The organism is Acinetobacter sp. Marseille-Q1623 (assembly GCF_902809895.1).
Taxonomy (GTDB): Bacteria; Pseudomonadota; Gammaproteobacteria; order Pseudomonadales; family Moraxellaceae; genus Acinetobacter; species Acinetobacter piscicola_A.
Genome location: NZ_CADDWG010000001.1, coordinates 1,450,648 through 1,463,274, shown reverse-complemented (window position 1 = coordinate 1,463,274; position 12,627 = coordinate 1,450,648). Strand labels below are relative to the sequence as shown.

Genomic DNA, 12,627 nt, shown 5'->3' with positions numbered 1-12,627 from the left:
GAAAGTTTATGCTAATCTTGTTGGAAAAGGTTTTTGTAGAACATGGTTAATGATGGATTCAAATCTTCAAATTGTGCATCAAAATATTCATCAACGTCAGTCCGTTGGGCATTTGATTGAGCCTGCACCAAATGCAGCGCAATTGGAGATGGCATTTCAAGCTGCTTTGACTGCGCCTGACCATCATCGCCTCAAACCAACACGTTTTATTGTGGTGGCAGGAGAGCAACGTCAAGCTTTTGGTGAATTGCTAGCACAAGCGATCCAAGACTTGGGTGAGGTCGATGCTGCGCAAGTAGAGCGCGTGAAGCATCATCCATTTCGTGCACCTTTATTAATCTTGGCAGTGACTAAAATTGTAGAGCATCAAAAGGTTCCCGAATTTGAACAAATTTTAAGTACTGGTGCAGCGGTGCAGAATTTACTACTTTCTTTACAAGCGCAAGGTTTTGCAAGCATGTGGCGTAGTGGTGCTGTGGTAGAGTCTGCATTATTAAAAACGAAATTAGGTTTAAATGTGCATGATCTGATTTCAGGGATTATTTATGTGGGAACTGCTGCGAAAGTCATCGGACCACGTGCTGAACAAAGTACACATGATTATGTGAGTACTTGGCAGGTAGATCAAAGCTAAAATATAAAGATAGAAATCAGTGTTAATCTCAATAGTGATAAATCAGGATAACAATAATGTCAGAGCTTAAATTTACGGATTTGGTTGAACCCGTAGTGTTGAATCAAAAAACTGCATTGCGTGTCACTGTTCTAGGTGGTGGTAGTTTCGGAACTGCGATGGCAAATACAGCCACCCGTAATGGCTGTGATACAATCATTTGGATTCGTGATGAAAATGTTGCAGCAGAAATGAATGCAACGCATGTGAATAAACGTTATTTGCCTGATTATCCTTTAGAAATGGGCTTGAAAGCAGAATCCAATTTAGAAAAAGCAGTTCGTGATCGTGATATTATTTTAGTGGCGATTCCAAGTCATTCTTTTCGTGATGTTTTAAAGCAAATTAAGCCTTTTATTAGTTCACAAGCCGTGGTGTCTTTGACCAAAGGGATTGAAGCAAAAAGCTTTTGCTTTATGAGTGATATTATTTGTGAAGAATTACCAGAAGTACCTTATGGTGTGCTATCGGGACCAAATTTAGCCAAAGAAATTATGGCAGGGCAGCCAGCTGGAACTGTGATCGCTAGTGATTCTGAGTTAGTGCGCTATGCCGTGCAGCAAGCCTTACATAGTGCTTTGTTCCGTGTTTTTGCCAGTGATGATGTGCATGGGGTTGAGCTCGGTGGTGCGCTGAAAAATATTTATGCTGTGGCAATGGGTATGGCAGCAGCTTATAAGGTGGGTGAAAATACCAAAAGTATGATTTTGACTCGTGCTTTGGCGGAAATGAGTCGTTTTGCAGTCAAACTGGGTGCCAATCCATTAACATTTTTAGGTTTGTCTGGTGTGGGGGATTTATTCGCCACTTGTAACAGTCCACTCAGTCGTAATTATCAAGTGGGTTTTGCGTTAGGTTCGGGAAAAACCTTGCAACAAGCAACCAAAGAGCTCGGGCAAACTGCTGAAGGGATTAATACGATTATGCAAGTGAATACTCGTGCAAAAGAATTGGATGTATATATGCCAATTACCACAGCACTGCATGAAGTGATTTTTGAAGGTGCACCACCGTTAAATATTGCGGTTTCTTTAATGAAAAATGGACATCGCAGTGATGTTGAGTTTGTATTGCCGCATCATGCGGTTTAAAAAATGCGAAACGGAGATAGTGTTGTCATAAAGAATGGGTATAATTCATTGCAAAGCCATAAGGAAATTTTATGCAACTGACTTTAGTGCGTCATGGTGAAGCAGCACCACCTTTGAATGGAAATGATTATAAACGTCCACTCACTGAGCGTGGTCATGCACAAGCTCAACAAACAGCAGATTTCTTAAAAGATATAGTGAAACCTGATATTTTTGTGGTGAGTCCATTGTTGCGTGCGCAGGAAACCTTAGCACATCTTCAAAAACACTTTCACGATGTAAATGTGTTGATCTGTGATAAGATCAAACCAGATGATGATGCCAAACAAGCCATTGATTGGTTGGCGCAATTACCTTTTGAAAATATTGTGGTTGTGTGTCACATGAATGTGGTTGCTCATATTGCAGAGCAATTAACCCATGAAAATTTTCATCCATATGCATTGGCAGAAGCTCGAATCTATGAGCAAAGCGTCATTGCACAAGGATTATCTACACAACAAAAAGCCTTTATTCCAACAGTATAAAAGTCTTTTAAAAACAAATTACACGGCAGAACACAAGCAATGTTGTATTTATGGATGCCAGAAGCCGATGGAGTTTGGCAATGGTCTCGTGGTGAAGAATGGAAAACGGCTGCAACGCTTGAGCAAGTGATTCAAGTGTTGAAAGAACATCAAGCACAAGAAGCAGTTGTTTATTTTCCAAGTCGTGAAGTGCAAATTCTTCAACAAGAATTAAGCAAAGAGCAGTATAAAAAATTAGGTCAAGATGGCTTAAAATATTTACTAGAAGAATATGTCATTGTTCCAATTGATCAGATGAAGGTGTTTTCACATTTTCAAGCACCGAATCAAGTGACTATCTTGGGGATCAATCAGCACGCTGTCACTACGATGCAGCATTCATTGTCATTATTGCCTGTAAAAATTGTTTCATTATTACCGGACTTCTTGATTTTACCTGTACCAACTGAGCATCAAACTGTGCTTGCTCATTTAAATGGTCGTTTATTGGTGCGTGAAAATGAATGGGCGGGCAATTCTATAGATGATTTAGGTGTGTATTTAGAGTATGCAGCAAAAGAGCGTCATTATAAATATGCGCAACTCACAGCAGAACAGTTAGAAAGTGTGTCTGCAATGACCACTTCGGATTGCTTAGAGCCGTTTAATTATCAATTTTTTGTACCGAAAAAAGCGAAAAATCATCCCTTTAATGTTTTGCCAAAAGCCAAAGAGTCAAATGGTGCTGTGTCAGGTTATTGGAAGGCATGTGCACTGCTATGTGTGGCTTTGATTGCTGTGCAATTGAGTTTTGATGCGTTGCGCTGGGTAAAGCTGAAAAAGGTCGCAGATCAGACAGCAGTGATTGCTATAGATCAGTATAAATCTTGGTTTGGTGCAAATAGTCGGGTGACTGAGCAAAATATTAAAAGTCAATTTGAAAGTAATTTGCGTTTAAGTCAAAGTGCGAATACTCAGGCTTTACAGTTACTGAGCCGTGTTGGACCGATTTTGATGCAGCACCAAATTGTGGCGAATAAAGTCAATTATGATACTGCGATTTTAAATATGGATTTGGTTGCGAATAGTTCGGATAAATTACAAAATTTGGTACAGCAGTTGAATCAACAAGGTTTTAAAGCAGAACTTGGTGCGATACAAACGCAAGGTACTTCAGTGGTTGGCTTGGTGAAAATACAATAATGAAAGCATTTGAAAATATCCAAAATAAGTTTGATGCTTTAGCAGATCAAATCTCAGATCAGCTTGATAAAATGACAGTGCGTGAGCGTGTAATGGTGATTTTCACCACGATTTTTGTGACCGTCGCAATCATTGGTTCAGCATTGTGGTATACGCATCGGGCAGCAGAAAATCAACAAAAGCGTTTAAATGAGCTTAAAGACCTCGTGGTTTGGATGCAAAGTAATGTGGTTACGATGAAACCCGCAGATGATTTGTCACTGACTGTACCTGATAAAATCCAGCGTGTGGCTCAACAACAAGGTCTTTCGATTGCGAGTCAGCAAGTCGGAGAGCAGTTTCAAATTGTTGGGCAACATGAAAATTATGCCATCTTGGCAAATTTTTTGACACAAATTGCGCAAATGGGTGTCAGTATTGAAAAAATGGAATTAGCGAAAGCGGATGGACAGATTAAATTAACAGCGACAGTGCATTAAGCAGTGAAAATAAAGCAGTGAGAAGCATAGCCTTTTTTCTATACTGTGCCTATAATACGGCAACTTAAAAAGCAGTAGACTTTTGTAGCTATGATGTATTCACTTGCTCGCCCATTGTTGTTTTCTTTAGCACCGGAGCGTGCACATGAACTGACATTATCGTTGTTAAAATCAGCGCATAAAGTCGGTGCAATGCGTCAGAAAATTGCGCCTAAACCTGTCACTTGTATGGGCATTGAGTTTCCAAATCCAGTCGGTCTTGCAGCAGGCTTGGATAAAAATGGTGCATATATTGATGCTTTAGCAGCGTTAGGTTTTGGTTTTATCGAAATCGGTACAATCACACCAAAACCACAAGCAGGTAATCCGCAACCGCGCTTATTTCGTATTCCAGAAGCCAAAGCCATTATAAACCGTATGGGTTTTAATAATGATGGTGTCGATCAATTAGTCGAAAATGTAAAAGCTGCAAAATTTAAGGGCGTTTTAGGCATCAATATCGGTAAAAATGCCACAACACCAGTTGAAGACGCTGTCTCAGATTACCTGATTTGCCTTGAAAAAGTATATGCGTATGCATCATATATTACGGTCAATATCTCATCACCAAATACCAAAAATTTACGCTCATTACAAAGTGGTCATGCACTGACTGAATTACTTGAAACGTTGAAAAAGCGTCAACTTGAACTTGCTCAAGAACATCAGCATTATGTCCCTTTGGTCTTAAAAGTTGCGCCAGATTTAGAACAAAGTGATATTCAGTTTATTGCTTCACAGTTATTAGAATTTAAAATAGACGGTTTAATTGTCACCAATACCACTTTGTCACGTGAAGGAGTTGAAGGTTTACCTTTTGGTGATGAAGCAGGTGGTTTGTCAGGTGCACCAGTTTTTGAAAAAAGTACAGCATGTTTGGCAGCATTTGCAAAGATCTTAAAAGATCAGATTCCGCTTATTGGTGTGGGTGGGATTTTATCAGGTGAACAAGCAGTTGCTAAACAACAAGCAGGTGCAAGTCTAGTACAAATTTACAGTGGTATGATTTATACAGGTCCGGTTTTAATTAAAGATTGCGTTGATGCTATGACCTAAAATGAACACCGTAGATATTATTGTACTTATACTCTTGCTCATTGGAGGGCTAAACGGTTTGCGAAAAGGATTTGTTAATGCCTTTGCGAACTTAGTGGGTTGGGTTTTTGCACTCATTGTTGCAGCAAAATATTCAGCTATTTTCGCGCCCACCATGAGCGTACTCAGTCAAGATCCTGTAGTACAAAAAATTGCTGCATTTGCATTTATTGTCTTAATTATTGTGGTATTGACATGGATCGTAACTGCATTACTGAATAAAATTTTAAAGACGTTTAAGCTTGGACCACTCAATCGTTTAGCGGGTGGCACTTTAGGTACCTTGAAAGGTTTGTTCATCGTCCTCATAACAATGCAAGGTTTAGGACCTTGGGTGGAAAGTTCACCTGTATGGAAACAGTCTAAAGTTATTCAAACACTTTTGCCTTATGCGCCTTTAGCAACAGCTCTGTCTAAAGATGCGGCAAATGAAGCGTTGAATCATATTCATTCTGAAGATTATCCTAAGGATGCTTCAAAAACGGAGTCTTCGAGTCAGTCTTCCTCGTCAGAAGATCGCTCAATACACTCAACTAAGAACCCATTTTATTAATCCTAGCTGGTCTGCGAGGTAGCTATGTGTGGAGTCGTTGGTATAGCCGGTAAGTCACCTGTTAACCAAATGTTATTTGATGCGTTAACGATGTTACAACATCGAGGACAGGATGCAGCTGGGATTGTAACTTGTCATAACGGTCGATTATTTCTCAGAAAAGACAATGGTATGGTGCGCGATGTATTCCATACTCGTCATATGCGTGCATTATTAGGTAACTATGGAATTGGGCATGTACGTTATCCAACGGCAGGTTCATCAAGTAGTGCTGAAGCACAGCCATTTTATGTGAACTCGCCGTATGGAATTACGCTTGCACATAATGGTAATTTGACCAATGCAGCTGATATTCATGATGACTTATTCAAGACTGACTTGCGTCATATGAATACAGATTCTGATTCCGAAGTTTTACTTAACGTGTTTGCGCATGAGTTGCAAAAATGCGGTACTTTAGAGCCAAAACCTGAAGATATTTTCCACACGGTAAAACGTGTACATGAGCGCTGTAAAGGTGCTTATGGTGTGGTTGCTATGATTACTGGGCATGGGATTGTAGGTTTTCGTGATCCGAATGGGATTCGTCCATTGATTTATGGTTCACGTGAGCTTGAGACGGGTGAAAAAGAATATATCATTGCGTCTGAATCAGTGGCAATTACTGCACTTGGTTTTAAAGTAGAGCGTGATATTGCCCCAGGTGAGGCGGTGTTTATTGACGCACAGGGTCAACTATTTACCCAACAGTGTGCAGACAATTCACGTTATCGCCCATGTATTTTTGAATATGTTTATTTTGCACGTCCAGACGCCATCATTGATGGTATTTCAGTGTATAAAGCACGTTTGAAAATGGGTGAGACTTTAGCGCAGAAAATTTTACGTGACTGGGGTGAGCAACACGATATTGATGTTGTTATTCCGATTCCAGATACAAGCCGTACTTCTGCATTAGAGTTGGCAAATGCTTTAGGTGTGAAATTCCGTGAAGGGTTTATGAAAAACCGTTATATCGGTCGTACCTTTATCATGCCAGGACAGCAACAACGTAAAAAGTCTGTACGTCAAAAACTCAACCCTGTAGAGCTTGAGTTTAAAGGTAAAAATGTACTCTTGGTCGATGACTCAATCGTTCGTGGTACAACGTGTAATGAAATCATTCAAATGGCACGTGATGCTGGTGCGAAGAAAGTGTATTTTGCTTCTGCTGCGCCGATGGTGAAATATCCAAATGTGTACGGTATTGATATGCCTGTGAAGTCGGAGTTGATCGCATCGAATCGTAGTGTTGAAGAAATTCAAGAGATTATTGGTGCAGATCGCTTAATTTTCCAAGATTTGGAAGATTTAAAAACTGCGGTAAAAACCAGCAAAGTGCCTGAAGTACAAGACTTTGATTGTTCTGTATTTGATGGAGTTTATGTCACAGGTGATATTGATACCGCATATTTAGATGATTTGGCGATGAGTCGTAACGACTTAGCGAAAAAGCAAAAAGATGGTTATATTGATGTCAATATTGATGCAGCATCAGTCGATCTCAGTGGTATTAAAGAAAGTTCTTAATTCTTAAAGTAGAATTAAACTGTTAAAAAAGCGGGGCATTCCCGCTTTTTTTGCGCTATGATATTTTTCATCAAAAAATCCGATGAGATGATTTTTTATTTCAATATCCTAACAATGTAATGAGGATGCTTACATTGAAAGATGTCAGTCATTATTTAATAAAAAACAAGAATATACTTTGGTCTGCAAGTATTTGTTCTGTTGCAGTGCTCATTACTATTTTTATTTTAAATACTGTTTTAGGGTTGTTGGTTCATTATGTACATCCTTCGGAATCAATTTTTTGGCACGTTCTTAGTCCATTTTGCGTGAGTTTGTTGCTGATCGTGATTTTAGGCTCAATCGTTTATGAGTTTTATATTTTTCGTGCAGGTGGGCATTCATTAGCGAAACAGCTTAAAGCACGACGCTTAAATTTAATAGAAAGTACGCCAGAAGAAAATATTGCCTTAAAAATTACGGAAAAATTAGCACAAAATTTTGATATTGATAGTCCAACTGTATATGTTTTGCCTGATGAAATTGGTGTAAATGCTTTAACAGCGGGATTTCATCCACGAGATACTGTAATTATTTTAACTTGGGGAGCATTACAAAACCTTGATGAATTAGAACTTTATGGTTTATTGGGGCATGAGTTCAACCAAATTTTATCAGGTGAAGCGAAAGAAAATACTCGTCTGAAAATTTTGTATAGTGGCTTAACGTCTTTTAGTCAGATTGGCAGTAAAATTGCCAAACAAGGTTTTGCTGTCTATGAGAAAGGTCGCCGCCACAAGTTTGAAACAAGTTTTGTTGCAATTGGGGGGGTGATTTGGCTCATTGGTAGTATGGGGATTTTGATTTCTCGTTTGATTAAATATTTTACTTTGGGTGGGCGAACGTTTTATAACGATTATAAAACCAAACGCTTGATGTTAAATAATGCCAATATACAAACATTGTTGCGAATCTATGTGCATCATGCAGGGTCACAGATTCATAGTGAATATTCAGAATCAATTGCGCACATGTGTTTTGCAAACTCACTCAGTCCACAAAGTTGGTTGAATATTCACCCTAGTATTGAAGATCGCATTTATGAGTTGAATCCCACATTATTACAAGATTTACAAATTGAAAATTTGAAAAAATTACGTAGTCAGCCTTTATTTGTGTTGATGCGTCCTTTAGAAGAATTAAATACAGAAATTTATACACCGTGGATTTCGCCACAGCCTTTGCCTTTAATTCGTTTATCTCCGATTAGTTTTGCATTGAACGATGCGATTAAACCATTAAATTCTGAAGTTCGACGACAAATGCAACGCCCAGATTTGTTGCAACGGGCGATGCAAACCCCCACAGGTTCACGTGAAGTGATGGTGGCCATTTTGATGATTCGACAATATCGAGAATTTATTCCATCTAATGCGGAGGTGAGTCGTGCAATTGTAGATGCCCTGTTACATTTGGATGGACGGGTGCATATTCAAATTTTTCATGATGCATGTGCCAATTTGGGCAATATGCCTGCAACGAGCGCACGTCAATTTGTGACTAAACTGGCTAAAATTATTCAAGAAGATGGTGAGATTGGTTTACTGGATGCTTTGCTGATTGAGCGAGTTAAAGCAGAACTGCATCTCTTACCCATTCATACACCTTCCTCTTTAGAGATTGTTAAACCGCAGATTGTACGTTTGATTGATGCTTTACTCCATGTACAGCAGATTAATAGTGAAAATCAACTGGAAGCACGCTATCACATTTTACAGCGTGTTCTGAGTAAAGAAGAACTTGAATTATTCCGTGAAATTTCAGATGAACCCATTGATCTCAGTGAAATTCTAAATGATATTGCGGGATTATTATTGCGAGATCGGTTAAGTATTTTGGGTGTTGCGGAAGTGTGTTTGTGGAATGACCGCATTATTACCCAAGATGAATTGGATGTTTTAGAACTCTTGTATTGGCGTTTAGGTTTTGAAACTGAAGAAATTGTAGATCAAATGCAAAAGAAAAATAGTGTGATGATTATCTAAATTTTCAGATTTAAAATCTGATCTATAGTGACACTGTGAATGCAAAAGTATTGCTGTTTAAATGTGCAGGTAAATATAAAACACAGCAAAAATATGCAAAGCTCGGTAGAATATGCATCGAATAGAAAGTTGAATAATGTGATGAATGTGAAGGTACAGGAACACCAGCGAAGTATTTTGGCTGCAATGGGGATTGATCTTTGGATTCCCAAGAAAGATGTGTCTGTACGTCACGTACAAAACCAATTATACCGTGATGTTGCGGCGCAAGAGATCACTTCAAATCTCCAATTTAATGTTGATCGTGCCACATCTGAAACACCAAAAGAACCGTTAAATCCTGTCTTAGATCTTCAGCAATTCGCTACTCAAGCGCAATCTGCTCGAGTAGATTCGATTCAAGATGCATCTTTAACAACAGATCAAACTGTTACAGTTGTTGAAACAGCACAAAAAAATCTTGTTAATGAAATAGTTGAAGCGCAAACAATCGCAGCATTTGAGTTGCAGGCTTTTTGCTTGAAAAGTTGTGTGATCATCATCGATGCAACTCAGCTGAATGCAGCGCAACAAAAACTTTGGTTGAATATTCAGAATGTATTACTCGGTGAGTATTTTGAGTTGAAGTGGCCATTTCCAATCTTGCAATTTCAAGATGGTCGTGGTGTTTCGATGTATATTCAAGGCTTTTTGGATGCGCTCAGACAAGATAAAGTTGTCCTGAGTTTAGGTGAGATTCCACATTTGCATAATGCGGATATTATTCAGTTGGCAAGTTTGCAAGAGATGTTGCAACAACCAAAATTAAAACGTCGTTTATGGCAATTTATGCAACAATCGCAGTAGATTAAACATTTAAGAAAAGAAAGCACAACAGGGATAGGTGATGCAGAAAAAAGTGATCGTATTTAGCCAAATTGATGCTGATGTTTTAGCAACATTGCAAGCACAGTATCACGTGGTTGTGATTAATCCTAAGATGGGTGATGTGAATGAGCAAATTCGTCAACATGTTGTGGATGCCGATGCAATGATTGGTGCAGGGCGTTTGTTAAATGAAACTAATTTAGCACCTGCACAAAAATTAAAAATTATTTCATCGGTGAGTGTCGGCTATGATAATTATGATGTGGCTTATTTAAATCAAAAGAAAATTTGGCTGAGTAATACACCACATGTACTGACTGAAACTACAGCAGATTTAGCATTTACGTTGCTGATGAGTGCTGCACGAAAAGTCCCAAGTTTGGATCAGTGGACGAAGCAAGGTGAGTGGAAGCGTACAGTCAGTGGGGCGCAGTTTGGGCAAGAAATTTTTGGTAAAACACTTGGAATTGTTGGTTTAGGTCATATTGGTGAAGCCATTGCACGGCGGGGTTTTCATGGTTTTAATATGAATATTTTGTATCATAATCGGCGTGAAAAATTAGAATTGGCACAACCACTCAATGCACAATACCGTAGTCTAAAAGATTTATTACAACAGTCTGATTTTGTCGTGGTTGCTGTAGACTTAAATGCAGAATCTAAAGCATTGATCAATGCAGAAGCATTTGATTTGATGCAAAAACATGCGGTCTTTGTGAATATCTCTCGCGGCTCGGTGGTAGATGAACAGGCTTTAATTGATGCCTTGCAACAGAACAAAATTTTTGCTGCAGGTTTGGATGTCTATCAAAAAGAACCTTTACAACAGTCGCCATTATTTGACTTAGAAAATGTGGTGACGTTGCCTCATATTGGGTCAGCAACGGCTGAAACACGACAAAAAATGGTGAAGTTGGCTTATCAAAATCTTGTTGATGCACTTGAAGATCGTGTACCCCGTTATTTGGTCAATGAAAATTTTTCTAGCTAAAATGTCGTTAAAAAACTGCTACATTTTGTCTCGAATTTGTGCTAATTCCAATGCTATAGTGGTAGGAAATATCTGTTAGAGTATGGCATTGAAAAAGATTTTGCTGACATTGGGTTTAAGTTTGAGCTGTACTGTGCATGCAATAGAAGACTTTTACCCAGTGCATACACCACAAGTGGAAATTCCTGAGATTGGTAGTGGTATCGGCTTAATTGATCAACAAAAAGAAAAAATAATTGGTGAAAAAGTGTATCGAGAGGTACAGCACCAACTGCCCATTGTGCAAAATCCTTGGTTAGAAGACCAATTTATGCTGGTCTTTTCCCGTATTTTAAGTCAAACCCAAATGGGCTCTCCGATTGGTTTAGTGATTGTGAAGGATCCGCAAATTAATGCCTTTGCTGTACCTGGTGGATTATTTGCTTTAAATACGGGAATGGTTACTTCTTCAAAGAATATGGATGAAGTGGTAGGGGTGATGGCACATGAAATTGCCCATGTGACACAGCGTCATTATAGCCGTTCGCAAGAAGCATTTAAGGGACAGGGCTTATTGGCACTTGCTGGCATTATTGTGGGGGCTGCTTTAGCATCTAAGGCAGATGGCGATGTGGGGAGTGCAGTTATGCTGGGCTCTCAAGCCGCATTGATGGATCAACAGCTTATTTATAGTCGTAATCAAGAGCGTGAAGCTGATCGTATTGGTATGCAATTGATGTATGGTGCGGGCTATAATCCACAAAGCATGGCTGATTTTTTTGAAACTATGCACCGTACCACTAGTCGTTTAAGTTTTTTACCTGATTTTTGGTTGACTCATCCCTTAACGAGTGAGCGAATGAGTGAGGCTCGTTTACGTGCCAACCAATTTCCACGAGTGCAAATAAATAATAATCAACAAGAGTTTGAGCTGATTAAGTGGTATACAGCGGCAGTTTCGGGACAGACGTCACAACAACAATTAGAGGGTTTAATTCAACAAAATAGTTTTGCTGGACTTTTAGCTGCAAGTGAGTTTAATGCACAGCAAGGTGATTATGCCAAAGCACAGGGCTATTTAAATACAGCAAAGAAAATAAATCCTGATCATACTTTGTTGCATATTATTCAAACTGATGTTTATTTAGGGCAAAATAAAATTGAAGATGCTTATCAAGCGATTATCAACAAACAACGTATCATGCCTGAAAACCGTGCTTTAAATTATAAGCTTGCTGAGGTGTATATTCGACAGAATAAAGGGCAAGATGCTGAAAAATTGGTGAATCGTTTTGTCAGCAAAAATAAAACCGATATACAAGGTTGGCAATTATTACAACAAGCTGCAAATTTAGATAAAAATAATCCGTTACGTACAGTGAATGTATTGTATTACCGTGCAGAAGTACAGTATTGGGGGGGGGACGAGGAAAATGCGATTAAATCTTTATTGCATGCACAACGTTTGGCAAAAGGGAATAATGCAATGACCGCACGCATTGATACACGCTTAAAAGTGATGCAAGATGAACGTAAATTAAAGATTTAATTGCACAAA

At 38.9% G+C, this 12,627-nt stretch carries 12 protein-coding genes; all 12 read left to right on the top strand.

What is annotated here, in order from left to right:
- The first annotated feature begins 49 nt into the window (after window positions 1-49).
- The 12 genes from HUV91_RS06935 to HUV91_RS06880 all read left to right on the top strand — a co-directional run bounded on the left by HUV91_RS06935 (window position 50) and on the right by HUV91_RS06880 (window position 12,618).
- Complete coding sequence (locus tag HUV91_RS06935; protein WP_130072744.1) at window positions 50-634, top strand: nitroreductase; 585 nt, start codon at window positions 50-52, stop codon at window positions 632-634.
- A gap of 56 nt (window positions 635-690) precedes the next feature.
- On the top strand, window positions 691-1,764 hold the full coding sequence (locus HUV91_RS06930; protein ID WP_130072743.1) for an NAD(P)H-dependent glycerol-3-phosphate dehydrogenase: 1,074 nt from the start codon (window positions 691-693) through the stop codon (window positions 1,762-1,764).
- 71 nt (window positions 1,765-1,835) lie between these two features.
- Window positions 1,836-2,291: a phosphohistidine phosphatase SixA gene (sixA, locus tag HUV91_RS06925; protein WP_174492954.1), complete on the top strand. Its 456-nt coding sequence runs from the start codon at window positions 1,836-1,838 to the stop codon at window positions 2,289-2,291.
- Between the two features lie 39 nt (window positions 2,292-2,330).
- Window positions 2,331-3,473, top strand: a complete 1,143-nt coding sequence (gene gspL, locus HUV91_RS06920; protein WP_174492953.1) for a type II secretion system protein GspL — start codon at window positions 2,331-2,333, stop codon at window positions 3,471-3,473.
- The gene (gene gspM, locus HUV91_RS06915; protein ID WP_130072740.1) at window positions 3,473-3,952 is read left to right on the top strand and encodes a type II secretion system protein GspM; all 480 of its coding nucleotides are present in this window, start codon (window positions 3,473-3,475) and stop codon (window positions 3,950-3,952) included. Before gspL ends, gspM begins: the two co-directional genes overlap by 1 nt.
- 90 nt (window positions 3,953-4,042) lie before the next feature.
- Complete coding sequence (locus tag HUV91_RS06910; protein ID WP_130072739.1) at window positions 4,043-5,047, top strand: quinone-dependent dihydroorotate dehydrogenase; 1,005 nt, start codon at window positions 4,043-4,045, stop codon at window positions 5,045-5,047.
- Window position 5,048: 1 nt separating this feature from the next.
- On the top strand, window positions 5,049-5,639 hold the full coding sequence (locus HUV91_RS06905) for a CvpA family protein (RefSeq protein ID WP_130072738.1): 591 nt from the start codon (window positions 5,049-5,051) through the stop codon (window positions 5,637-5,639).
- Window positions 5,640-5,663: 24 nt separating this feature from the next.
- Complete coding sequence (gene purF, locus HUV91_RS06900) at window positions 5,664-7,208, top strand: amidophosphoribosyltransferase (RefSeq protein ID WP_174492952.1); 1,545 nt, start codon at window positions 5,664-5,666, stop codon at window positions 7,206-7,208.
- A 134-nt stretch (window positions 7,209-7,342) separates the two neighbouring features.
- The gene (locus tag HUV91_RS06895) at window positions 7,343-9,232 is read left to right on the top strand and encodes a M48 family metalloprotease (RefSeq protein ID WP_130073038.1); all 1,890 of its coding nucleotides are present in this window, start codon (window positions 7,343-7,345) and stop codon (window positions 9,230-9,232) included.
- Window positions 9,233-9,373: 141 nt separating this feature from the next.
- Entirely contained in the window at window positions 9,374-10,078 is a 705-nt protein-coding gene (locus tag HUV91_RS06890) for a hypothetical protein (protein WP_174492951.1), read from the top strand.
- A gap of 40 nt (window positions 10,079-10,118) precedes the next feature.
- The gene (locus HUV91_RS06885; protein ID WP_174492950.1) at window positions 10,119-11,090 is read left to right on the top strand and encodes a 2-hydroxyacid dehydrogenase; all 972 of its coding nucleotides are present in this window, start codon (window positions 10,119-10,121) and stop codon (window positions 11,088-11,090) included.
- Window positions 11,091-11,178: 88 nt separating this feature from the next.
- Window positions 11,179-12,618 (top strand): M48 family metalloprotease, encoded by a 1,440-nt coding sequence (locus HUV91_RS06880; RefSeq protein ID WP_228721867.1) that lies wholly within the window; start codon window positions 11,179-11,181, stop codon window positions 12,616-12,618.
- The last annotated feature ends 9 nt before the right edge of the window (window positions 12,619-12,627 follow it).

Bases quoted from the DNA above. Each gene is read 5' to 3' on its own strand.
- HUV91_RS06905 (WP_130072738.1), top strand. From the start codon at position 5,049: ATGAACACCGTAGATATTATTGTACTTATACTCTTGCTCATTGGAGGG.
- HUV91_RS06890 (WP_174492951.1), top strand. From the start codon at position 9,374: ATGAATGTGAAGGTACAGGAACACCAGCGAAGTATTTTGGCTGCAATG.
- HUV91_RS06885 (WP_174492950.1), top strand. From the start codon at position 10,119: ATGCAGAAAAAAGTGATCGTATTTAGCCAAATTGATGCTGATGTTTTA.
- gspM (WP_130072740.1), top strand. From the start codon at position 3,473: ATGAAAGCATTTGAAAATATCCAAAATAAGTTTGATGCTTTAGCAGAT.
- purF (WP_174492952.1), top strand. From the start codon at position 5,664: ATGTGTGGAGTCGTTGGTATAGCCGGTAAGTCACCTGTTAACCAAATG.
- HUV91_RS06935 (WP_130072744.1), top strand. From the start codon at position 50: ATGATGGATTCAAATCTTCAAATTGTGCATCAAAATATTCATCAACGT.
- HUV91_RS06930 (WP_130072743.1), top strand. From the start codon at position 691: ATGTCAGAGCTTAAATTTACGGATTTGGTTGAACCCGTAGTGTTGAAT.
- HUV91_RS06910 (WP_130072739.1), top strand. From the start codon at position 4,043: ATGATGTATTCACTTGCTCGCCCATTGTTGTTTTCTTTAGCACCGGAG.
- sixA (WP_174492954.1), top strand. From the start codon at position 1,836: ATGCAACTGACTTTAGTGCGTCATGGTGAAGCAGCACCACCTTTGAAT.
- gspL (WP_174492953.1), top strand. From the start codon at position 2,331: ATGTTGTATTTATGGATGCCAGAAGCCGATGGAGTTTGGCAATGGTCT.